Consider the following 21,298-nt stretch of genomic DNA (forward strand, 5'->3'; position numbering starts at 1 on the left):
TCCTATTCTTCAATTATTTCCTCTTCTTCAGAATTTTCAGCTGCAACTCTATCTGCTGAAACTAAATATTCTTTGTATTTAAGAGATTGTATTTTTACACCTTTACTATTTCTTCCTACTACTGGAAGATCTTTAATTTTAATACGTATTACTGTACCTGTAGTAGATATTGCAACAAGTTCCATATTTTCTGAATTTTCATCACTTGGATCTATTATAGTTGAATATACTACATAATGATTTTCACTTTCTTCTTTACTTCTTCTTTCAAGATTATAGTTTTTAACTCCTTTTCCACCTCTCTTGATAGTGTTGTATTCTGAAAGTAATGTTTTCTTACCTATACCAAGTGAAGTAACACTTAATACACTCATTTCCTCTACATTATTATCTGTATATATTACATCTGCTGATACAACTTCATCATTAGCATTTAACTTAATAGCTCTTACTCCTGCTGCAGTTCTTCCCATAGAACGTATATTTTCTTCTTTAAATCTTACTGCCATACCACCTTTAGTTGATATAAAGATTTCATCTTTTTCACTTCCAGATGTTATTCCAACAAATTTAACTTCATCTTCATCATCTTTAAATGAAATAGCTATTTTACCGTTTCTATTTATCGTTTTAAATTCAGAAATCTTAGTCTTTTTAGCTATACCATTTCTTGTTATGAATATTAAATCTCTATTATCATTTTCTACTTCATCTACTGGTATTATAACTGAGATTTTTTCATTTTCATCAAGCTCTATAATATTTCCTATAAGTTTTCCTCTTGCTTGTTTACTTACCTCAGGTATTTCATAAACTTTAATAGAGTATACCTTACCTTTATCACTAAATACCATTAAAGTATCTAGAGTTTTAGCTGTAAATAGGTCTTTTAGCACATCATCTTCAATAGTTGTAGTATTAGATACTCCTTTTCCACCTCTTTTTTGTGCCTTATAACTATCAAGCGACATACGTTTAGCATATCCTCTCTTAGTTATAGTTACTATTACATCTTCGTTTTTAATTAAATCTTCTATATTAATCTCATATCTATCATTTTCTATAGAAGTTCTTCTAGCATCTCCATATTTTTGTTTTATCTCTAATATTTCTTCCTTAATTATCGCATATTTTCTTTCATCTCTTGCAAGTATATCTTCAAGATCTGTAATAAATAGCATTAATTTATCATATTCTCCGTCTATTTCTTCTCTTGCAAGTCCTGTTAATCTATGTAATCTCATATCTAAAATAGCATCTGCTTGTATCTCAGTAAATGCAAATTTTTCTATTAATGATTCTTTAGCTAAGGCTCTTGTCTTACTTCCTCTAATAGTTGATATTATTTCATCTATATGATCTAAAGCTTTTCTTAATCCCTCTAAAATATGAGCTCTATCTTTAGCCTTATTTAAATCAAATATTGTTTTTCTTGTAATAACATCATATCTATGTTCTAAATATTTTTCTAAAATTTCTTTTAGATTTAATATTTTAGGAGCATTATTAACAAGTGCAAGCATTATGATACCAAAAGTTGTTTGAAGATCTGTGAATTTAAGTAGCTTATTAAGTACTATTTCTGCCTCTTCTCCTTTTTTAATATCTATAACTATTCTTATACCCTCTAAGTTTGAAAGGTCTGCTAAATCAGATATTCCAACTATTATTTTATCTTTAACAAGTTCACCTATTCTTTTAATTAAGTTTGCCTTATTAACCTGATATGGTAATTCTGTAATTACTATGCTCTGTCTACCTTTTTTATCAGTAATTATTTCTGTTTTAGCACTTACTCTTACCTTACCTCTACCTGTTTTGTAAGCTGAATATATACCCGATTTACCATATATTATACCTCCTGTTGGAAAATCAGGACCTTTAATATGAGTAATTAATTCATCTATACTAATATCCCTATTATCTATTAAAGCAATTATACCATCTGATAATTCCCCTAAGTTATGAGGTGGAATATTAGTTGCCATTCCTACTGCTATACCCGTAGTACCATTTAAAAGTAAATTAGGTAATCTAGCTGGAAGTACTGTTGGTTCATCTAAACTTTCATCAAAGTTTTTTCTCCAATCTATAGTATCCTTGTTAATATCTGTCAACATTTCTTCAGCAATTTTAGACATTCTTGCCTCAGTATATCTCATCGCAGCTGCACTATCTCCGTCTATAGAACCGAAGTTTCCATGTCCGTCTACCAACATATATCTAGTATTAAAATCTTGTGCCATTCTAACCATAGAGTTATACACTGCACTATCTCCATGTGGGTGATACTTCCCTAGTACTTCTCCAACTAGTCTTGCAGACTTCTTATATGGACTATTATGACTCATTTTTAATTCATCCATAGCATAAAGTATTCTTCTATGTACAGGTTTTAAACCATCTCTTACATCTGGAAGTGCCCTTGATACTATAACACTCATAGAGTAATCTAAATATGATGCCTTAATTTCATCTTCTATATAAATTAATTCTTCATTAGACATTTCTGTTTTTCTCATAACTTCTTCTATAGCACTCTGACTATCTTGATCTAATGTCGAATCTATATCTTCTTCTTTTATTTCATCTTCATTTTCAAATAAATCTGACATAACAACCTCCCTATATATCTAAGTTTCTTACATAATTTGCATGTTCTTCAATAAACTCTCTTCTAGGTTCTACTTTATCTCCCATTAATATTGAGAACATTTTATCTGCATATTGTGCATCTTCTAGTGTAACTTTTAATAAAGTTCTAACATCTGGATCCATCGTTGTTTCCTTTAATTGATCAGGATTCATCTCTCCAAGCCCTTTATATCTTTGCACGTTATATTTATTTTTTCCACTATTATCTACACCTAATTTTTCATCAAGCACCCTAGTTATATTCTTTAATTGATCATCAGAATACGCATATTTAACTTGTTCTTTTTTACCACTCTTAGTTGTAACCTTATATAACGGTGGTTGAGCTATATATATGTGTCCATTATTAATTAATTCTCTTAAATATCTATAAAAGAATGTAAGCATAAGTGTTCTAATATGAGCTCCATCTACATCGGCATCTGTCATTATTATTATCTTATGATATCTTAATTTTTCTATATCAAATCTATCTCCAAACCCAGCACCAAAAGCTGTAATCATAGCTTTTATTTCTGAATTTTCTAATATCTTATGTTCATTAGCCTTTTCAACATTAAGTATCTTACCACGTAATGGAAGTATTGCTTGATATTCTTTAAATCTACCTTGTTTTGCAGATCCTCCAGCTGAATCTCCCTCGACTATAAATATTTCTGATTCTTCTGGATTTTTTGATTGACAGTCTGCAAGTTTACCTGGAAGACCACCTAAACTAAATTCATTTTTCTTAGTTACAAGATCTCTTGCTCTTTTTGCAGCCTCTCTTGCTTGTTTAGATATAGCTATTTTATCTATAATAGTTTTACAATCTTTAGGATGATCTTCTAAATACATTTTAAGTTTACTTCCAAATACACCTGAAACTATACTTGTTGCCTCAGATGAACCAAGTTTTGCCTTAGTTTGAGATTCAAACTGTGGTTCTGGGAATTTTAAACTTAATACATAAACTAGACCCTCTCTTACATCTTCTCCCTTAAATTCATTTTTACTACTAGCTTCTCTAGCTAAATCATTAATAGTTCTAGTTAAAGCTGTTCTAAGTCCAGAAACATGTGTACCACCATCTGATGTATTAATATTATTAACAAAAGAATATTCTATTGTAGATTGTGAGTTCTTATATATCATAGCTATTTCTACTTCTGAATATTTATCAGGTATAGGATTACCCTCATCATCTACTTCTCCCTCTGTAAGCATTACTCTATCTTTCATATATATTACATCTTCAATGATTTTATCTTCTCCTACAAGTTCTGTAACAAAATCAACTATACCACCCTCAAAGTGAAAAATTTCTTCCTTAACTTTTTCTGGTTTTCTTGAATCTATTAATATTATCTTTATACCTTGATTTAAATAAGCAAGTTCTTTAAGTCTTCTTTGTAGAATATCATAATCAAATTGTATAGTTTCAAAAATATCTGCATCTGGTTTAAATTTAATTGTAGTACCATGAGCTTTAGCTGGTGCTTTCCCTATTTCTAAAGCTTCTGTGATTGCATTACCCTTTGAAAATATTTGTCTAACAACTTTTCCATCTCTAGTAACTGTTGCTTCTAATTTTTCAGATAAGGCATTAACTACTGATATTCCAACTCCATGAAGTCCTCCTGAAAATTGATAGTTTGAATTATCGAATTTTCCACCAGCATGAAGTACTGTCATTACCACTTCAAGTGTTGATTTACCTGATTTATGAATTTCTGTAGGAATTCCCCTACCATTATCTGCTATTTCTATTTCTGAATCTGGAAGCATTTTAACTGTAATAGTATCACACACTCCAGCAAGAGCCTCATCTATACTATTATCTACTATTTCCCATACTAAATGATGTAATCCTCTTGAAGAAGTTGTCCCTATATACATTCCTGGTCTAACCCTTACGGCATCTAATCCCTCTAATACCGTAATGCTTTCTCCACCATAATTTTTTTCTGACATATTTCCTCCACTTTAATATATTTTTATTACTTAAATTATATCACATTTTATTGATTTTTACTAGCTTTTTAATGAATTTATACCTTAAAAATTATCATATATTTTTAATACATTTTATTGAATAAAAAATATTAAAATGTTAAAATAAATAAAGAGGTGATATTTTGAATAATAAACTAAGATTTTTTTTATCAATTATTATACTTGTGGGTACCATACTTTTATTCAATAAATATGTAATTACTACACAAAGTAATATAATTGCTATTGAAGATGTAAATAAGAAAATATTTAAAAATATTTTACTTGATAATGTTATAGAAGATTTTAATAAAAAATTTGGACCAACTAAATATGATATAAGTAAATTTGTAAATAGAGAAATAGAGTCTAATATATATTTTTATTCACAACTTTTTGGATATAGTGAATCATATTTTATAATACAATACAATGATTTTGGAGTAACTCAATTAGTTTTCAATTTTTCAAATGTTAAAAAAGAAAATTTAGAAGACCTTACAGAAATCATTTCTTTACTAATACAAATTTCTGATGGTGATATTGAAGAAGTTGAAGCTAAGACAATTATAGTTAATATGTTTAAAGAATTTAATAAAAACAAGGATACAGTAACCCTTGTATATGATAATAAGCTAATATATGAACTAAATATATTTAATAATAATAGCATAAAATTTAGTATAAGATAAAACAAAAAGGTGATTAGAATTAAAATCCTAAATCACCTTTTTATATTTTTGTATAAACTATAATTAATATAATCTCATCATAAATTTTACTCTAAATATTTAATTTATCATTACCTTTATCCCTTAATTTCCTCTATTTTAATATAGTTTTCTATATCTTCTTTTCTTAATGACTCAGGGGGTAATTTTAATACATCAACCACAAAGTTTCTATTATAGAACTTTATTTCTATTTTATCTCCATCTTTGACAGAATAAAGAGCCTTTTTAACATCTCCATTAACAGATACATTCCCAGAATCACAAAGTTCATTTGCAATAGTTCTTCTTTTAACTACTCTTGTAATTTTTAAGAATTTATCAAGCCTCATTATTTCACTCCTCTTTCTATACTATTCATTACTCTAGCAGCAGCAAGTATATATGAATTAACATTAGTCTTTTTAATATTGTCATAAGCTTTAGCTAAAAATTCTCTAGCTGAATATCTATAACCCTTACTTTCTAATTTTTGTATACTTTCTATTGTTTTTTTCTTAATTTGTTCTTCATTTTCAACAACTTGTTCAGCTATAAACTTAACTATTTGAAGATCTGTTTCATCAAAATTTATTACAGTTTCTTTAGTTTTAGAAGATACAACTTCTAATACTGGCTCTACTTCTTTTTTAGGTTCTTCATCTTTATTTTTCATATCTTTAACAAGATGATTTGATTTAATAATACCTGCCTTTATTTCTTTTTCAGTTTTTGCTGGAGTTATTACTTGAGTCTTTTTAACTTCTTGTTTTTTCTCTTCAACTTTAGTTTTAACCTCTTCTACAACTTCTTTTGTTTTAACTTCAGTTTTCTCATTTTCTTCTTTCTTTACTTCTTCTTTTTTGTCTTTAATTTCTACATATTTAATATGATCATTTTGTGTAATTAAATTTTTTTCTTTTAAATATTCATCTAATGATGTACATGAAATTACAGTAAATAATAAAAAAATATAGCTAAAATATTTTATCATTTTAATCACCTCTTGATATATTCTAACATATTTTAGTTTACTTTTCAAAGTGTATTATTCATGATATAATTTAGTAATATATTGTATAAGGAGAGAATTTATGGTAGTCTAATACCATTAATAATAAATATGAATTTAAATAAAGATGAATTTTTAAAAAAAATTGGCGATAATGAAATGGCTATAAAAGTTTTTAATGCTCTTTCTATGGCTTTAGAATATCAAATTAGTGTATGTACTGATATATTTATAACCCCTAATGTTTATAAGAAAATAAGTGGAAAATATGATAATATCTATACATATATGAGAGGTTATGACAGAAAACAAATCTGTTTTACACCTTATGAACCCGAATTTAATTATACTGTAATTGAAATTAGAATAAATAATAAATTTAGAGAATATACTCACAAAGATTTTCTAGGTTCTATTATGGGATTAAATATTAAAAGAGAAATGATAGGCGATATATTTGTAGAAGATAATATAGGTTATGTATTGATATCTAATAAAGTCTTAGATTTTGTGATAAATAATCTTAAATCTATAGGGAAAAATGATTGTGATATAACTCAAAGTGAAAGGAATGATTTTTCATATAATTTTAAAGATATTAAAATCAATATTAGTTCTAATAGACTAGATAATTTCATAAGTGATATTACTAATTTATCGAGAAGTAAGGCAACTCAGTTAATAGAAGCTGGGCTAGTTCAAATAGATTATGAAATATGTAAGGAAAAAAATAAGGAAATAAGGCATAATGATATATTAACCATAAGAAAATATGGTAAATATTTAGTGTCTGAGGAACTAGAAGATAGTAAAAAAGGTAAGAAAAGATGGATAATTAAAAAATATGAATAATGTGAATTTAAAAAGAAGAAGATTTTTTATCTTCTTCTAATATTATTAAATCCTTTATACTTCTGTGTTGCCATATGAGAATCAATATTTTGTATTAATTCTACTGCTACTCCAACTAATATTAGTAGACTTGTTCCACCTAACATTACTGGAATATTTAATACATATCCAAACCATATATTAGGTAATATACCAAGTATAGCTAAGAATATTGCCGTACCAAATGTAATTCTTGTTGTAACATACTCTAAGAACTCAGACGTTTCTTTTCCAGCTCTTTTTAATGGTATACTTCCACCACTTTGTTTTAAACTATCTGCAATTTTATCTGGATCAAATACTATAGCAGTATAGAAAAATGAGAATAAAATGATTAACACTGTAGTCAATGTTAAATATGCCCATCCTTTTGGTCCAAATATGTTTAATAAATATGCTTGTTTTGATTGGTCTTTAATAAGTGGTATTATAGCTGATGGTACAGCCATAATCATTGATGCAAAGATTATTGGCATTACCCCTGCTGTATTAATTTTAATAGGAAGATATGTTTTTCTCCCTACAACAGTAGGTTGTGTATTCCCAACACCTCTACTTGATTTACCAACATATTGTATAGGTACTCTTCTTTCTCCAAGTTGTATAAATACCATTACTACTATAATTAATATAAATAACATTAATGAAGTATATCCAAGTGCAGAACCTTTATCTGATGTAGTTAATTCTACTATTGTACTTCTAACTACTTGAGGTAAGTTAGAAACTATCCCTAAGAAAATTAACATTGAAGTTCCATTTCCTATACCTTTTATAGATATTCTTTCAGATAACCACATTAAGAATGCAGTTCCCCCTGTTATTAATACAACTGTTGTTAATATAAATGTTGTTCCAGGTTCTCTAACTAAATTATTAGATTGTAAGATTAAAGCAAGAAATGCTGATTGGAATAATGTAGTCCCTATTGTTAAATATCTAGTCCATTGTGTAACTTTCTCTGCTTCTTTCCCACCTTCTTTTTGCATTTCTTCAATTCTTGGCCATAAAACACCTAAAATTTGAAATACTATTGAAGCATTAATATATGGAGTTATTCCAAGTGAGAATATTGAAGCTCTTTGAACAGCTCCACCTGTAAATAGGTTTAAAAATTGAGCCAACGTACTTCCACCAGTAAAATCTCTAAACAATTCCATATTAATTCCTGGAACTGGAATATGCACACCAATTCTAGCAACTAAAAAACATCCTAAAGTAAACAATACTCTTTTTCTAAGCTCACGTGTTCTTAACATGGCTTGAAATCTACCTATTACTGCTTCTTTAAATGTCAAAGAAATCACCTCTATTCTATAATTTTATGTAAACAGGAAAAAAGTAAGTTAAACTTACTCTCCCTTAACTTCTTTAGCGTTTCCTGCTACATTTGCAAATGATTTGATTTCTACTAATTCAACTGTTCCATTAAATTTTTCAATTGCTTCTTTAGCACCTTTAGATACTCTATGTGCTTTAACTTTTAAAGCTTTTTCTAATTCATAATTTCCAATAATTTTTAATAATGAAGTGTAATTTCTTTCTCCATTTTCTTTAGTAATGAAGTTAGCATTTTTTACTACTCTTCTTTCTAATAATGTTTCTAAAGTTACTTCTTCTCCATCATTAAATTTATCTACTATGTCTTTTAAGTTTACTACTATTATGTCTTTTTGGAATGCAGAATTTGAGAATCCTCTTTTAGGAACTCTTCTGATTAAAGGCATTTGCCCTCCTTCAAACGAAGCTGGTACGTATGTACCTGATCTTTGTTTTTGTCCATTATGACCTTTACCAGCAGTTTTACCCCAACCAGTTCCATGTCCTCTACCGATTCTCTTTCTATCTCTTTTTGATCCTTCGGCAGGTCTTAATTCATTAAGATTCATTGATTTAAACCTCCTCTACTTTAACTAAATAAGAAATTAATTTAATTTTACCCTCTATATCAGCAGTCAAATTGTGTTCAACTGTTTGACCAATTTTTCTTAAACCTAAAGATTTAATTGTTGCGATATGGTTAGGTTTTCTTCCATTAATTCCTTTTACAAGTGTTATATTTACTTTAGTCATTAATTTATCCTCCTAGCCTTATCCTAAAATTTCTTCTACAGTTTTTCCTCTAAGTTTAGCAACTTTTTCAATTGATCTTAATTTTTTTAATCCATCTAATGTAGCTCTTGCAACATTATCTTTATTTTTAGATCCTCTAATTTTAGTTAATACATCAGTAACACCTACTAATTCTAAAATTTCTCTAGTTGCTGACCCAGCAATAACCCCAGTCCCTTTTGATGCTGGTTTTAATAAAACTGATGTAGCATTAAATTTACCAATTTGTTCATGTGGTAAAGTTCCACCTTTTAATGAAACTGTTATCATACTTTTTTTAGCACCTGCAATAGCTTTTCTAATTGCTTCAGGTACTCCATTTGCTTTTCCTAATCCTATTCCAACTTTTCCGTTTTCGTCTCCAACTGCTGCTAGTACTGAGAATGAAATTCTTCTTCCCCCTTTAACAGTTTTAGAAACTCTACTAATTCTTAAAAGTTTTTCTTTGTATTCGTTAGTTTTAACTTCTTTTGCCAAAATAAATCCTCCTATCCTATTAGAATTCTAATCCTGCTTCTCTTGCAGCGTCTGCTAATGCTTTTACTCTTCCAGTATAGATGTATCCACTTCTATCAAATACTACTTTAGTAATTCCAGCAGCTTTAGCTTTTTCAGCTAATCTTGTACCTATTAATTTTGCAGCTTCTACATTTGATCCATGTTGAACTTTATTCCCTTTTTCAATAGTTGAAGCTGAAACTAATGTTTTTCCTGTTGTATCATCTATTAATTGTGCGAAGATGTTAGTTAAACTTCTATAAACAGTAAGTCTAGGTCTTTCAGGTGTTCCACTGATTTTAGCTCTTATGCTTTTATGTTTTCTAACTCTTGCTAAGTTTCTATCTACTTTTTTAATCATTTAAACTACCTCCTATCCTTTCTTACCTTCTTTTCTTCTTATCTTCTCATCAGCATATTTAACCCCTTTACCTTTATATGGTTCTGGTGCTCTCTTAGCTCTTATATCTGATGCAACTTGACCAACTAATTGTTTGTCAATTCCTTCTACAGTTAATTTAGTATTTCCTTCTACAGTGAAAGTAATACCCTCAATTGGAGCTATATCAACTGGATGTGAATATCCTAAAGCCATTGTAATTCCTTTACCTGCTGCAGCTACTCTGTATCCAACCCCAACTAATTCTAATTTAATTTTGAAACCTTCACTAACTCCAACAACCATGTTATTAACATTTGCTCTTGTAGTTCCATGTAATGCTCTAATATTAGGTAAGTCATTTGGTCTTTCAAAAGTTATTTCATTATTTTCAATATTTACTTTAATTTCAGAAGATAATTCTCTAGTTAAAGTTCCTTTAGGTCCTTTTACTGTGTAAACATTACCTTCATTTGTAATTTCTACACCTTTTGGTATAGTAATAGGTTTTTTACCTACTCTTGACATTATTTTCCTCCTTATATGCGTAAATTTCCAGAAGTGTTTAGGCTATATTACCAAATGTAACAAAGAACCTCTCCACCAACACTTTGCTTTCTGCATTCTTTATCAGTTAAAACACCTTTAGGTGTAGTAACGATAGCTATTCCTAAACCACCTAATACTTTTGGTAAGCTTTCTACTGAAGAGTATACTCTTCTTCCTGGTTTAGAAATTCTTTTTAATCCTTTTATAACTTGTTCACCATCAACAGTTTTTAAAGTTACAACTATATCTTTTATACTTCCTTCTTCTTTGATTTCGTATTCTGATATATATCCTTCATTTCTTAATATATTTGCGATACTTTCTTTTATTTTAGAAAATGGTATTGCAACTTTATCGTGTTTTGCAATATTTGCATTTCTAATTCTTGTTAACATATCTGCAATAGGATCTGTTAAGTGCATGTTTGTCCTCCTCTCAAATATTACCAGCTTGATTTTTTGATTCCAGGTATCATACCTTCACCAGCTAATTGTCTAAACATTACTCTTGATATTCCGAATTCTCTCATGAATCCTCTTGGTCTACCATTTACTTGACATCTATTTCTATGTCTTGTAGGCGATGCGTTACGAGGCAATTTAGATAATTCAATAATTGCTTCTCTATCTCCTTGTTTAGCTCTTTCTTTTAACTCAGCTCTTTTTACTGCATATTTATCTATAGTTTTTTCAATTTTTAGATTTTTTTGAACCATTGCTTTTTTAGCCATAAATTCTTTTGCACCTCCTTATTATTTTGCAAATGGCATTCCAAATGCTCTTAATAATGCTCTTCCTTCTTCATCAGTTCTAGCAGTAGTTACGAATGTAATTCCCATTCCTAATACTTTATCAACTTTATCAATTTCGATTTCTGGGAAGATAATTTGCTCTTTTAATCCTAAAGTATAATTTCCTCTTCCATCAAATCCACGAGAAGAAACTCCTTCAAAATCTCTTACTCTTGGTAAAGTAACACTTACTAATCTATCTAAGAATTCATACATTTTTTCTTTTCTTAAAGTAACTTTTGCACCTATTAATTGACCTTCTCTTAATTTAAATCCAGCTTCAGATTTTCTAGCTTTTCTTGCAACTGGTTTTTGTCCTGTAATTTGTGCTAATTCTTTAACTGCTGTATCTATTAATTTAGGGTTATTTACTGCTTCTCCAAGACCCATATTAACTATTATTTTATCTAATTTAGGTACTTCCATAATGTTAGAAAGTCCTAATTCTTTCATTAATGCTGATACCATAGTTTCATTGTATGCTTTTTGTAATCTAGGCATATATTTTGTAGACATTTAGGTATCCTCCTTCCCTTATATTTCTTGTCCTGATTTAACTGAAATTCTAACTTTTTTACCGTCTTTAATTTCATATTTTACTCTTGTAGCACTTTTAACGCTTTCATCCCATAACATTACTTTAGATGAGAAAATTGGTACTTCTCTTTCTACAATCTCACCTTGTGTGTTCATAGCATTAGGTTTTAAATGTTTTTTCTTAACGTTTACACCTTCAACTACTATTTTTCCAAGTTTAGGGAATACTTTTAATACTTTTCCTATTTTACCTTTATCTCCCATTTGAGAAGATTTATTGCTTCTTTTGTCATTATTACTTCTTCCACTAATTACTACAACTGTATCTCCAGTTTTAACATGTAGTTTTTTAGGAACTGATTTTATTTTAGATTTAATCACAAAAAATTCCTCCTTCCTAAAGTACTTCTGGTGCAAGTGATACTATTTTCATAAAGTTTTTAGCTCTTAATTCTCTTGCAACAGGTCCAAAAATTCTTGTCCCTTTCATTTCCATTGATGCGTTAAGGATAACTCCTGCATTATCATCAAATTTTATATATGAACCATCTAATCTTTTAACTTCTTTTCTAGTTCTAACTATAACTGCTTTTACAACGTCTCCCTTTTTAACACTTCCATTAGGTATAGCTTCTTTAACAGATGCTACAACAACGTCTCCTATTCTACCGAATCTTCTTCTTGATCCACCTAACACTCTAATAACCATAATCTTTTTAGCACCTGTATTATCAGCAACGTTAAGTATACTTTGTTGTTGAACCATTTAATAGTTCCTCCTCCCATTTAATAATAATATATATTAAATTATTTTGCCTTTTCTAAGATAGTAACAACTCTCCAGTTTTTATCTTTACTTAAAGGTCTAGTTTCCATTATTCTAACTTTATCTCCTACACGACATTCATTTAACTCATCATGAGCTTTATATCTTTTAGAAGTTTTTACTCTCTTTTTATATAATTTATGCAGTTTCATTGTATTTTCAACAACTACTACTGTTTTATCCATTTTATCAGAAACTACGATTCCTTCTCTGACTTTTCTTTCGTTTCTTTCCACGTGAGAATCCTCCTATTTTCCAGTTTTTTCTGTTAAGATTGTTTTCATTCTAGCTATATCTCTTTTTACTTTTCTAATTTGTGCTGTGTTTTGTAATTGTCCAAGAGTTTTTTGTAGCTTTAAATTAAACAATTCGTGTTTCAATTCTTTTACTTGTGATTCTAACTGATTTAAATCTAAATCTCTAACTTCTTTAACTGTCATTACTTATCACCACCTACTTCTTTTCTTACGAATTTAACTTTGATAGGTAGTTTGTGTCCAGCTTTTCTTAATGCTTCTTTGGCTTTCTCTTCAGATACTCCTCCAACTTCAAACATTACTTTACCAGTTTTAACAACTGCTACCCAACCTTCAGCGTTACCTTTACCTTTACCCATTCTTGTTCCTTCAGGTCTTTTTGTATAAGGTTTATCAGGGAAAATTCTTATCCAAATTTTTCCTTCTCTTTTAAATGTTCTATTTATTGTAATACGGCATGCTTCTATTTGTCTTGAAGTAATCCAACCAAATTCCTTTGCAGCTAATCCGAAATCTCCAAACGCTACATAATTCCCTTTAGTTGCAATACCACCCATGCTTCCTCTAAATTGTTTTCTATATTTAGTTCTCTTAGGTATTAACACTATTTTGTTCCCCCTTCCTTCTTAGTAGGTAAAACTTCTCCATTAAAGATCCATACTTTAATCCCTAATGCTCCATATGTTGTATGAGCTGTTGCTGTTGCATAATCAACATCTGCTCTTAATGTATGTAATGGTACTCTACCTGATAAAGTCCATTCACTTCTAGCAATTTCTGCTCCGTTTAATCTTCCTGAAGTCATTACTTTAATTCCTAATACTCCAGCTTTTTCAGCTCTTTGAACTGCTTGTTGTACTGCTCTTTTATACGCCACACGTTTTTCAATAGCTGTTGCAATACTTTCTGCTACTAATTGTGCATCTCTGTTAGGGTTTTTAATTTCTAAAGCTTTAACAAAAACTTTTTTCCCTGTCATATTTTCTAATTTTGCTCTTAATGCTGTGATTTCTGCACCTTTTCTACCAATTAATACCGCAGCTTTTCCAGTTGAAACTATTATAGTTATTTCATTTTCAGAAACTCTTTCAATAGCTATTGAAGAAATTCCAGCTTGGTAGTAGTTTTTCTTAATATATTCTCTTATTTTTAAATCTTCATGAAAATTATTTAAATATTCTTTTCCTTTTTTGGCAAACCATTTTGAATCCCATGTTTTAACAATACCGATTCTCATACCTCTAGGATCTACTTTTTGTCCCACAGACTTACCTCCTTATATACTCTTATTTTACGTCCACTTCAACAGTTATATGTGCAAGTGGTTTTCTTATAATATCTGCTCTACCCATTGCTCTTGGGTTCATTCTCTTTAATACAGGTCCTTTATCTATTAATACTTTTGAAACTATTAAGTTTTCAGGATTTAATCCTAAGTTGTGTTCTGCATTTGCAATTGCAGATCTTAATGTTTTTTCTATTAATGGAGCTGCTTTTTTATTTGTAAATCTTAAAATGTTTAATGCGTTTAACGCATCTTTCCCTCTTATTACATCTGCTACTAATCTAGCTTTTTGAGGGCTTAATCTTTGATAACGTAATTTAGCTATTGCTGGCATGCGTTTTCTCCTTTCGTATAAAGTTATAAGATACTAATCTTTATTTATGTAAGTTTTATTTTTTCTTATCTTTACCATGTCCATGGTAAGTTCTTGTTGGAGCAAATTCTCCAAGTTTGTGTCCAACCATTTCCTCAGTTACATACACAGGTATATGTTTTTTACCATTATAAACTGCAAATGTATATCCTATGAATTGTGGAAATATAGTTGATCTTCTTGACCATGTTTTAATAACAGCTTTATTTGTTCCTTGTGCTTCAACTTTTTTGAATAAATATTGATCAGCAAAAGGTCCTTTTTTTAATGAACGAGCCATTTTTCCTCCTTACTTTATAACACTAATCTATTTTTTTCTCTTTCTTACGATGAATTTATCTGAATTTTTCTTACCTCTAGTTTTCTTACCTAAAGCAGGTTTACCCCAAGGAGTAACTGGCGCTTTTCTTCCTATAGGTGATCTTCCTTCTCCCCCTCCATGTGGGTGATCTACTGGGTTCATTACTGATCCTCTTACGTGTGGTTTTCTACCTAAGTGTCTATTTCTTCCAGCTTTTCCTAAAGAAACTAATGAATGTTCAGAGTTTCCAATAACACCAACAGTTGCAAAACATTCTTTGTGAATTAATCTTAATTCTCCTGATGGTAATTCAACGTGACAATATGTCCCTTCTTTAGCTACAAGTCTTGCTGAAGTTCCTGCTGATCTTGCAAGTTGTCCACCTTTTCCTGGGATTAATTCAACATTGTGTATTAATGTCCCTACTGGTAAATCTTTTAACTTTAAAGCATTCCCTGGTTTGATATCTGCATTTTCTCCTGAAACTACAGTATCTCCTTTTTTTAATCCATTTGGAGCTAAAATATATCTTTTTTCTCCATCAACATAATGTAATAAAGCAATATTTGCTGTTCTATTAGGATCATATTCTATACTTGCAACTTTTGCAGGTATTCCTAATTTGTTTCTTTTCCAATCGATTATTCTGTATAATCTCTTGTGTCCTTTGTGTCTGTTTCTTCCTGTTCTGTGTCCATAGTTGTCAATCCCATAAGATGAATTTAATGGTTCAACTAATGTTTTTTCAGGTCTAACTTTGTCTAATTCTGTATTTACTAATATAGACATATGCCGAGTCCCACTAGTAATCGGTTTTAATTTTTTAATAGGCATATCTTCCCTCCAATTTCTAAATTTTTTATGTACACCTTTACCTCGTGTGCACCTTGTAAGTGCATAAAAATAAGGCGTAATTCGACCTATAATTTAAGCAATTTATCTTGCTAACTTAGTTAGTATATCATATTTGATATTAAAAATCTAGTCTTTTTTTACTTTTTTCAAAAATTTTTTTCATAAAAAAATCTGAAACTTTTTAAGTCCCAGATTTTTAATTATTAATTTTCAAATTTATATATTTCAGGTTCATATATTTTAAGTACTTTTGTATATACAATATGTGAGATTAAAGCTACTCCAAAAGGAACTACAAGGTAAGCAATTAACACATATATTAATGCTTCTAATCCAGTTATTCCATTTAAAGCATAATCACTCATAGCTTTAATAGGTCCAACAAGCCCTACAAAACCAAATCCTGAACTTACTTTATCTCCAGTAACACCTAAAACTCTTACAACTAAACCTGCTATAGAAGAAGTTGTTAAAATTGGTAAAAGCATTATAGGGTTTTTAACAATATTAGGCATCATCATTTTCATTCCACCCATACCAACTGCTATAGTAACTCCAGCCTTATTTACTGCCCAAGATCCTACAACTAATACTGCAGCTGTTGCTGATACTCCAATATTTGCAGAACCACTTGCAAGTCCTGATAATCCTATTGCTATACCTATAGCTACTGTAGAAATAGGAGATACTATAAGTATAGAAAATGACATAGCAATTAAAATACACATTAATATTGGTTGTAAAGTAGTAAATGAATTAATTCCATAACCTATAGTAGTTGAAATATGTTGTACATAAGGTAAAATTAATAATCCTAAAAACCCTACACCTACTCCAACTATTATTGGTTGTAAAACTATAGTTAATGAGCCTAATTTTTCTCCTAAAAGCATAGTAACATAAGCAGCTACCCCTGCAATTAACATAACATTAATTAAATCTCCTAACCCTATTTTTAAAACTCCATCTACTCTCATTAAAGCTCCTGATGCTATCCATGTAGATGACATCATTACAGCTGATTTCATTGGATTGAATCCAAATTGTAAACCTACTAAAAATCCTATCATAGGTGCTACTAACCATTGAATATCAACACAAATTTGTCTTAAAACTCCAAAAATCGGATTAAATTGTGATAAATAACCAAATAATCCTCCTAATACTGCATTAGGTATTAATCCAACTACTATACCTATAGCCGTACCATTTAATACTTTCATTATAAACTGTTTCATAGTCATATCTTTCATTATCTCTTATCCTCCAATTAAAACACTTTCTCTTCCATGTATTAAAATAGTTATTAAATCACAAAAACTTGTATCTAAACCATATTCTTTTCCTTTTTTAGACACGTAACCATTTAAATAGTCTATTTCTGTAAGTCTTCTTTTTTGAATTAAATCTTGGTGCATAGATGGGTAATGTTTTACTCCTTGAAATTCTTCTGTCGTAAACCAACAAACTAAATTAGTTATTTCTTCAACATTTAATATAGTTCCCTCTTTTTTAGCAACAGATGCAAATTCTTCAACTATTTTTCCTAATAACTCTCTTGATTTTTCGATTTTACCTAATTGTAACATATTACAATCAAGTAAAGCACAACACGCATTCATAGTTCCATTAATACATGCCTTTCTCCATATAGAGAATAAGATATCCTCAGAATATACTGTTGGTAATCCTGAATTATTAATACATTCTACAACTTTAACTGCATTTTCTTTACCAGCTTCTGAAATATTTTGAATTTCTGTTTTACCATAATTAGTTACTTCAAACATTCCAGCACCTTTCATACCAGCAGTTAAAACTGTAACTCCCATTAAAATTTGTTCAGGTTTAACAAATTCTTTTAATGTATCTATATGTCCTAAACCATTTAATAAACATAATACACTTGTTTTTTCAGAAATTAAATGTTTAATATCACTTAACATTTCTTTTAATTGCATAGATTTAGTAAATACTATTATTAAATCTGCACTTTGATTATAATCAGAGGCTAAATATGCTTCTGCTTTAATATTTTCCTCTACTCCAATATTTTTAAAATTGATTCCATTTTTATTAATAGCATCAATATTTTCTTGCCACAAATCTAAGAAAATTACTTCATTCCCTGATTTTTTTAACATAGACCCATAGGTTGCCCCCATAGCCCCAGTTCCTGCGATAATTACTTTCATACTTTAATTATGTGATAAAAATCACACCTCTCCTTTCAATTTTTATCTCAACTATGATTATATCATTAAAAAAAAGTATGTTGCAACAAAAAAATGAAAATTATATTCAACATTTTTCAAAAAACTTAAAATACATAATTACTCAATATTAGATTTTTATTAAAACCCTCCAATTTTTTCATTATCTCTATGTATTTTATAATATACTCTACTTTCAAGTTACCTATTTCTTTATGCAACGCTTTCTTATATATTATCGCCTGTTTATGAACTCTAATATACGATAATTTATTAAGATTTAATTTTGGATATTTTTCAGGATCTATTTCTATATCATATTCTGGATTAAAATATTGTTTTTTAGTTATTGTTGAAACAGGCAATATTATGCAATCATTATCAGTTTCTCCTATAACTAAAACTGGTCTTTCTTTAAGTCCTTTTCTTTTAGTCCCTATATCAAAATAAGGAAAAAGTGCAATAAACATTTTACCTATCATTTTTCATCTCCCTCATAATCTTTAAATTCATCACAATACATGTCCCAATAAGTATCATAAATTCTTTCTTTTTTCTCAAAAATTAAACTTACATCTATATTATTTACACCCCTTTCATTTTCTAATAATCCTTTTCTTGCAATCTTCCACGCTCTTTCTTTATGTGTTAGATTAATAAGTTTACTTGAAGAATAAAAACCATATTTAACTATAACATTATTAATTATATACTTATTAAAAGTTTTTAAATTACATTTTTTTCTATAAATTCTCCTATTCTTATACTCATTCCTTACCTTAATAGATACTGGTCCTAATCTCCAAGCTTTCATTTTTTCACTAAATAATAAATTTCCTGTATAAAGTATAGATTCTTTTTGTGTGAAATATATAAGCTTTTGTAATTTTAGTTCATCTATATTTTCTCCATATATTTCCCTATATCTTTTTGCAATAAATCTCGCAACCTCAATAATTTTTTCCACTACATCACCACCCATTAACATTATATCCTATAAATTAAAAAAAGTGAATAGTTTTTAAATATTTTTTTATTTTATTTTAATAAGTACAAAAAAAAACAGAAACAAATGTCTCTGTCAAAAAATATATTTTTTATTATAAATCCCCATTTTAATTACCTTAAAAAGTATAACCCAATTCTAATCCTGTTATAACTTTATCTTCATAACCACCAAATAAAGCAATGTTATATTTATTTAATAATTTAATCCCTAAAGAACTTTTATATACTGGAGCAACATTCGCTTCCACTTTTTTATATATAATTCTACTTTGACTAACAAATATTCCCATTCCTAATTCTACTCCACCATAAACTTTAATATTATTATCAATAGAATAATTAACTTCTCCTTTAAGTCCTAAATTAATAGCAGCTCTTCCATATAGATTAGACTCATTTTGACTACGTGAAAACCCTCCTGCTAAAGAAACTTTTGGTCCAAATGTAAAATCTACTTTTTTAGACACCTTTTTTTCATATTCTACCATTGCACCTACAGAAACAAAACCATAATGACTATATCCTCTAAGACTTTCTTTATTTCCTATGGCATAATAAAAAGCTCCCTCAAGCCTATATCTTTCATCTGCATTTTTGGAAAAACTCATCAAACTTATAGACATTAAAGTTATTAATAAAATCTTTTTCATCCTTTTTACTCCTTAATTCTTACTAAAATGTATATCCTAATTCTATTCCAAATAGTCCCTTAGGATTTGTAGCATAATTTCCTACATAAAGTCCTACGTTATATCTATCTCTTATCTTAATCCCTCCAGATAGTTTACCTATAACTGCTACATCAAATCTTAATTTGTAAGAATTATTATAATCTTTCAAATATATTAAATAACCAATTCCAGTCCCTACTTCTAATCCACTATATATCTTAACCTTTTCTTTAACTTTATAGTTAAAATCAACTTCCATTCCTAAAATTAAGCTAGGTGTTATGCTTGTTAGTTCTGTTCCATTTAATACACTATCTAAAAAAGAAAGACTTGTAGTAACTTTAGGTCCAAATGTAATATCAAATTTTTTATTAATATCTGCTTTCCATTCTGGCAATATTGCTATAGATAATGTTGTTGTTTTTAAACTTCTACTATTTGTTTTGCTAAAAACTCCTAAAGATCCATCTACTCTATATCTTGGTCCAGTTATTTTAACACTTTTATTATTAGAGTTTGTAGTAGAAATCCTATTTTTATTTTGTTTTGGCTTATTTACCTTACTTGGAAATGAAATTAATCCAGCAATAAATATTATTAATAATAGTATTTTTTTCATATGTTATTCCTTTCTCTTAAAATGTATATCCTACTTCTAAACCTAATATCCCTTTAACATTTCCTGTATAAAGTGCTAAATTAACTTTTTCATCTAATTTTATTCCTAATGCAACCTTACTTATTGATGTAATTTCAGGTCCATGTACATGATTATCATCACTTATGACAAACACTCTAAATCCTAAACCTACCCCTGCTTCTACAGAGGCATATAACTTAACATTATTTTTTACCTTGTAATTAAAATCTACCTCTCCACCTAATATTGCACTAGGTTTTACTACAGGTATATTAGGCATATAAAAATTAGTTTCAACATTTAATGTCCCCTTAGGTCCAAATGTAATATCAAATTTTTTATTAATATTTACTTTCCATTCTTGTAATAGTGAAATAGAGTTTGAAACAGATTTATATGTTCTTAAATTATTGTAATTTTTAAAATCCATAGCTCCTACTGCTAACTCTACTCTATATCTTGGTCCACTAATATTAGATGCAAAGGCACTTACTCCTATAATTGATAATACTAGTAATAACTTTTTCATTTATTATTCTCCTATTTTTTATTTTCAATCTATTATACCCCACCATATATTTTTGTCAATGATTTAATGTGAAATTTTATTACAAATATTTAATATATTATTTTCACCTTAATTATCTTTACTTAAAAAGGAAAAAGATGATTTAAAATCTTTTTTGTTAAACTTTAAATCATCTATATTCTTATATAAACTTATACAACAGTCCTAACTCTAATCCATTACCCATATTACCT

The 21,298-nt window shown here is 28.7% G+C and carries 31 protein-coding genes; 2 read left to right on the forward strand and 29 right to left on the reverse strand.

All coding sequences use genetic code 11. The features are described from left to right. Nucleotides 1-2: 2 nt before the first annotated feature. Nucleotides 3-2,507 (reverse strand): DNA gyrase subunit A, encoded by a 2,505-nt coding sequence (gene gyrA, locus BT993_RS02595; RefSeq protein ID WP_072593114.1) that lies wholly within the window; start codon nt 2,505-2,507, stop codon nt 3-5. 118 nt (nt 2,508-2,625) lie between these two features. After that, nucleotides 2,626-4,608 carry a DNA topoisomerase (ATP-hydrolyzing) subunit B gene (gene gyrB / locus BT993_RS02600; RefSeq protein ID WP_072593097.1) on the reverse strand — a complete coding sequence of 661 codons (1,983 nt, stop codon included), beginning with the start codon at nt 4,606-4,608 and terminating at the stop codon, nt 2,626-2,628. Between the two features lie 164 nt (nt 4,609-4,772). Here gyrB and BT993_RS02605 point away from each other — a divergent pair, with 164 nt between their 5' ends. Beyond that, the gene (locus tag BT993_RS02605) at nt 4,773-5,321 is read left to right on the forward strand and encodes a hypothetical protein (RefSeq protein ID WP_072593098.1); all 549 of its coding nucleotides are present in this window, start codon (nt 4,773-4,775) and stop codon (nt 5,319-5,321) included. Between the two features lie 116 nt (nt 5,322-5,437). Here BT993_RS02605 and BT993_RS02610 read toward each other — a convergent pair whose 3' ends face one another. Beyond that, nucleotides 5,438-5,692, reverse strand: coding sequence for an RNA-binding S4 domain-containing protein (locus BT993_RS02610; RefSeq protein ID WP_072593099.1), 255 nt, complete (start codon nt 5,690-5,692; stop codon nt 5,438-5,440). Further along, nucleotides 5,692-6,333: a hypothetical protein gene (locus BT993_RS07320; protein ID WP_158007925.1), complete on the reverse strand. Its 642-nt coding sequence runs from the start codon at nt 6,331-6,333 to the stop codon at nt 5,692-5,694. Before BT993_RS07320 ends, BT993_RS02610 begins: the two co-directional genes overlap by 1 nt. 129 nt (nt 6,334-6,462) lie before the next feature. Between BT993_RS07320 and BT993_RS02625 the strand changes: the two genes are divergently transcribed. Further along, complete coding sequence (locus tag BT993_RS02625) at nt 6,463-7,203, forward strand: YlmH/Sll1252 family protein (RefSeq protein ID WP_072593101.1); 741 nt, start codon at nt 6,463-6,465, stop codon at nt 7,201-7,203. 26 nt (nt 7,204-7,229) lie between these two features. On the opposite strand, the gene secY is transcribed toward BT993_RS02625, so the two are convergent. The 25 genes from secY to BT993_RS02750 all read right to left on the reverse strand — a co-directional run bounded on the left by secY (nt 7,230) and on the right by BT993_RS02750 (nt 21,065). Beyond that, nucleotides 7,230-8,540 carry a preprotein translocase subunit SecY gene (gene secY / locus BT993_RS02630; protein WP_083557365.1) on the reverse strand — a complete coding sequence of 437 codons (1,311 nt, stop codon included), beginning with the start codon at nt 8,538-8,540 and terminating at the stop codon, nt 7,230-7,232. A 54-nt stretch (nt 8,541-8,594) separates the two neighbouring features. Beyond that, complete coding sequence (gene rplO / locus BT993_RS02635) at nt 8,595-9,131, reverse strand: 50S ribosomal protein L15 (RefSeq protein ID WP_072593102.1); 537 nt, start codon at nt 9,129-9,131, stop codon at nt 8,595-8,597. Between the two features lie 4 nt (nt 9,132-9,135). After that, entirely contained in the window at nt 9,136-9,315 is a 180-nt protein-coding gene (rpmD, locus tag BT993_RS02640; protein WP_072593103.1) for a 50S ribosomal protein L30, read from the reverse strand. A gap of 18 nt (nt 9,316-9,333) precedes the next feature. Next, complete coding sequence (gene rpsE, locus BT993_RS02645) at nt 9,334-9,831, reverse strand: 30S ribosomal protein S5 (protein WP_066899152.1); 498 nt, start codon at nt 9,829-9,831, stop codon at nt 9,334-9,336. Nucleotides 9,832-9,850: 19 nt separating this feature from the next. After that, nucleotides 9,851-10,213, reverse strand: a complete 363-nt coding sequence (gene rplR / locus BT993_RS02650; RefSeq protein WP_072593104.1) for a 50S ribosomal protein L18 — start codon at nt 10,211-10,213, stop codon at nt 9,851-9,853. A gap of 12 nt (nt 10,214-10,225) precedes the next feature. Then, entirely contained in the window at nt 10,226-10,759 is a 534-nt protein-coding gene (gene rplF / locus BT993_RS02655; protein ID WP_072593105.1) for a 50S ribosomal protein L6, read from the reverse strand. Between the two features lie 47 nt (nt 10,760-10,806). Then, nucleotides 10,807-11,202 carry a 30S ribosomal protein S8 gene (gene rpsH, locus BT993_RS02660; RefSeq protein ID WP_012859270.1) on the reverse strand — a complete coding sequence of 132 codons (396 nt, stop codon included), beginning with the start codon at nt 11,200-11,202 and terminating at the stop codon, nt 10,807-10,809. Nucleotides 11,203-11,222: 20 nt separating this feature from the next. After that, complete coding sequence (rpsN, locus tag BT993_RS02665) at nt 11,223-11,510, reverse strand: 30S ribosomal protein S14 (RefSeq protein ID WP_072593106.1); 288 nt, start codon at nt 11,508-11,510, stop codon at nt 11,223-11,225. A gap of 21 nt (nt 11,511-11,531) precedes the next feature. Continuing rightward, nucleotides 11,532-12,086: a 50S ribosomal protein L5 gene (gene rplE, locus BT993_RS02670; protein ID WP_072593107.1), complete on the reverse strand. Its 555-nt coding sequence runs from the start codon at nt 12,084-12,086 to the stop codon at nt 11,532-11,534. A gap of 18 nt (nt 12,087-12,104) precedes the next feature. Further along, the gene (gene rplX, locus BT993_RS02675) at nt 12,105-12,488 is read right to left on the reverse strand and encodes a 50S ribosomal protein L24 (protein ID WP_072593108.1); all 384 of its coding nucleotides are present in this window, start codon (nt 12,486-12,488) and stop codon (nt 12,105-12,107) included. Between the two features lie 16 nt (nt 12,489-12,504). Then, a complete protein-coding gene (gene rplN, locus BT993_RS02680) occupies nt 12,505-12,873 on the reverse strand; it encodes a 50S ribosomal protein L14 (RefSeq protein WP_012859274.1) in 369 nt (122 codons plus the stop codon). Nucleotides 12,874-12,914: 41 nt separating this feature from the next. Then, the gene (rpsQ, locus tag BT993_RS02685) at nt 12,915-13,169 is read right to left on the reverse strand and encodes a 30S ribosomal protein S17 (protein ID WP_012859275.1); all 255 of its coding nucleotides are present in this window, start codon (nt 13,167-13,169) and stop codon (nt 12,915-12,917) included. Nucleotides 13,170-13,181: 12 nt separating this feature from the next. Further along, nucleotides 13,182-13,373: a 50S ribosomal protein L29 gene (gene rpmC / locus BT993_RS02690; protein ID WP_012859276.1), complete on the reverse strand. Its 192-nt coding sequence runs from the start codon at nt 13,371-13,373 to the stop codon at nt 13,182-13,184. Then, complete coding sequence (rplP, locus tag BT993_RS02695; RefSeq protein WP_012859277.1) at nt 13,373-13,795, reverse strand: 50S ribosomal protein L16; 423 nt, start codon at nt 13,793-13,795, stop codon at nt 13,373-13,375. Before rplP ends, rpmC begins: the two co-directional genes overlap by 1 nt. After that, nucleotides 13,795-14,454, reverse strand: a complete 660-nt coding sequence (gene rpsC / locus BT993_RS02700) for a 30S ribosomal protein S3 (RefSeq protein ID WP_064579792.1) — start codon at nt 14,452-14,454, stop codon at nt 13,795-13,797. Before rpsC ends, rplP begins: the two co-directional genes overlap by 1 nt. A gap of 22 nt (nt 14,455-14,476) precedes the next feature. Further along, nucleotides 14,477-14,809, reverse strand: coding sequence for a 50S ribosomal protein L22 (gene rplV / locus BT993_RS02705; RefSeq protein WP_064579791.1), 333 nt, complete (start codon nt 14,807-14,809; stop codon nt 14,477-14,479). A 55-nt stretch (nt 14,810-14,864) separates the two neighbouring features. Beyond that, nucleotides 14,865-15,128, reverse strand: coding sequence for a 30S ribosomal protein S19 (gene rpsS, locus BT993_RS02710; RefSeq protein ID WP_064579790.1), 264 nt, complete (start codon nt 15,126-15,128; stop codon nt 14,865-14,867). Between the two features lie 27 nt (nt 15,129-15,155). Then, nucleotides 15,156-15,983, reverse strand: coding sequence for a 50S ribosomal protein L2 (rplB, locus tag BT993_RS02715; protein WP_064579789.1), 828 nt, complete (start codon nt 15,981-15,983; stop codon nt 15,156-15,158). A gap of 224 nt (nt 15,984-16,207) precedes the next feature. Beyond that, on the reverse strand, nt 16,208-17,257 hold the full coding sequence (locus BT993_RS02720) for a PTS sugar transporter subunit IIC (RefSeq protein WP_072593109.1): 1,050 nt from the start codon (nt 17,255-17,257) through the stop codon (nt 16,208-16,210). A gap of 6 nt (nt 17,258-17,263) precedes the next feature. Beyond that, nucleotides 17,264-18,199, reverse strand: a complete 936-nt coding sequence (locus BT993_RS02725) for a 2-dehydropantoate 2-reductase (RefSeq protein WP_072593110.1) — start codon at nt 18,197-18,199, stop codon at nt 17,264-17,266. A gap of 125 nt (nt 18,200-18,324) precedes the next feature. Next, nucleotides 18,325-18,699, reverse strand: coding sequence for a type II toxin-antitoxin system PemK/MazF family toxin (locus BT993_RS02730; RefSeq protein ID WP_072593111.1), 375 nt, complete (start codon nt 18,697-18,699; stop codon nt 18,325-18,327). Then, nucleotides 18,696-19,184 carry a Panacea domain-containing protein gene (locus BT993_RS02735; RefSeq protein WP_072593116.1) on the reverse strand — a complete coding sequence of 163 codons (489 nt, stop codon included), beginning with the start codon at nt 19,182-19,184 and terminating at the stop codon, nt 18,696-18,698. Before BT993_RS02735 ends, BT993_RS02730 begins: the two co-directional genes overlap by 4 nt. A gap of 157 nt (nt 19,185-19,341) precedes the next feature. Continuing rightward, a complete protein-coding gene (locus BT993_RS02740; RefSeq protein ID WP_072593112.1) occupies nt 19,342-19,875 on the reverse strand; it encodes a hypothetical protein in 534 nt (177 codons plus the stop codon). A gap of 22 nt (nt 19,876-19,897) precedes the next feature. Continuing rightward, nucleotides 19,898-20,515: a hypothetical protein gene (locus BT993_RS02745; protein WP_244147535.1), complete on the reverse strand. Its 618-nt coding sequence runs from the start codon at nt 20,513-20,515 to the stop codon at nt 19,898-19,900. 16 nt (nt 20,516-20,531) lie between these two features. Continuing rightward, nucleotides 20,532-21,065: a hypothetical protein gene (locus BT993_RS02750; RefSeq protein WP_072593113.1), complete on the reverse strand. Its 534-nt coding sequence runs from the start codon at nt 21,063-21,065 to the stop codon at nt 20,532-20,534. Between the last annotated feature and the right edge of the window lie 233 nt (nt 21,066-21,298).

This window comes from Streptobacillus ratti, assembly GCF_001891165.1.
GTDB classification, from domain to species: Bacteria; Fusobacteriota; Fusobacteriia; order Fusobacteriales; family Leptotrichiaceae; genus Streptobacillus; species Streptobacillus ratti.

Excerpts from the sequence above, each read along its gene's own strand:
- BT993_RS07320 (WP_158007925.1), bottom strand. The coding sequence starts at position 6,333 with ATGATAAAATATTTTAGCTATATTTTTTTATTATTTACTGTAATTTCA.
- BT993_RS02730 (WP_072593111.1), bottom strand. The coding sequence starts at position 18,699 with ATGATAGGTAAAATGTTTATTGCACTTTTTCCTTATTTTGATATAGGG.
- rpmD (WP_072593103.1), bottom strand. The coding sequence starts at position 9,315 with ATGACTAAAGTAAATATAACACTTGTAAAAGGAATTAATGGAAGAAAA.
- BT993_RS02725 (WP_072593110.1), bottom strand. The coding sequence starts at position 18,199 with ATGAAAGTAATTATCGCAGGAACTGGGGCTATGGGGGCAACCTATGGG.
- BT993_RS02625 (WP_072593101.1), top strand. The coding sequence starts at position 6,463 with ATGAATTTAAATAAAGATGAATTTTTAAAAAAAATTGGCGATAATGAA.
- BT993_RS02740 (WP_072593112.1), bottom strand. The coding sequence starts at position 19,875 with ATGAAAAAGATTTTATTAATAACTTTAATGTCTATAAGTTTGATGAGT.
- gyrA (WP_072593114.1), bottom strand. The coding sequence starts at position 2,507 with ATGTCTAATGAAGAATTAATTTATATAGAAGATGAAATTAAGGCATCA.
- BT993_RS02750 (WP_072593113.1), bottom strand. The coding sequence starts at position 21,065 with ATGAAAAAGTTATTACTAGTATTATCAATTATAGGAGTAAGTGCCTTT.
- BT993_RS02720 (WP_072593109.1), bottom strand. The coding sequence starts at position 17,257 with ATGAAAGATATGACTATGAAACAGTTTATAATGAAAGTATTAAATGGT.
- rplF (WP_072593105.1), bottom strand. The coding sequence starts at position 10,759 with ATGTCAAGAGTAGGTAAAAAACCTATTACTATACCAAAAGGTGTAGAA.
- BT993_RS02745 (WP_244147535.1), bottom strand. The coding sequence starts at position 20,515 with ATGAAAAAAATACTATTATTAATAATATTTATTGCTGGATTAATTTCA.
- rplV (WP_064579791.1), bottom strand. The coding sequence starts at position 14,809 with ATGCCAGCAATAGCTAAATTACGTTATCAAAGATTAAGCCCTCAAAAA.
- rplO (WP_072593102.1), bottom strand. The coding sequence starts at position 9,131 with ATGAATCTTAATGAATTAAGACCTGCCGAAGGATCAAAAAGAGATAGA.
- rpsH (WP_012859270.1), bottom strand. The coding sequence starts at position 11,202 with ATGCACTTAACAGATCCTATTGCAGATATGTTAACAAGAATTAGAAAT.
- rplE (WP_072593107.1), bottom strand. The coding sequence starts at position 12,086 with ATGTCTACAAAATATATGCCTAGATTACAAAAAGCATACAATGAAACT.
- rpsN (WP_072593106.1), bottom strand. The coding sequence starts at position 11,510 with ATGGCTAAAAAAGCAATGGTTCAAAAAAATCTAAAAATTGAAAAAACT.
- rplR (WP_072593104.1), bottom strand. The coding sequence starts at position 10,213 with ATGATTAAAAAAGTAGATAGAAACTTAGCAAGAGTTAGAAAACATAAA.
- rpsS (WP_064579790.1), bottom strand. The coding sequence starts at position 15,128 with ATGGCTCGTTCATTAAAAAAAGGACCTTTTGCTGATCAATATTTATTC.
- rplN (WP_012859274.1), bottom strand. The coding sequence starts at position 12,873 with ATGGTTCAACAACAAAGTATACTTAACGTTGCTGATAATACAGGTGCT.
- gyrB (WP_072593097.1), bottom strand. The coding sequence starts at position 4,608 with ATGTCAGAAAAAAATTATGGTGGAGAAAGCATTACGGTATTAGAGGGA.
- BT993_RS02610 (WP_072593099.1), bottom strand. The coding sequence starts at position 5,692 with ATGAGGCTTGATAAATTCTTAAAAATTACAAGAGTAGTTAAAAGAAGA.
- rplB (WP_064579789.1), bottom strand. The coding sequence starts at position 15,983 with ATGCCTATTAAAAAATTAAAACCGATTACTAGTGGGACTCGGCATATG.
- rpmC (WP_012859276.1), bottom strand. The coding sequence starts at position 13,373 with ATGACAGTTAAAGAAGTTAGAGATTTAGATTTAAATCAGTTAGAATCA.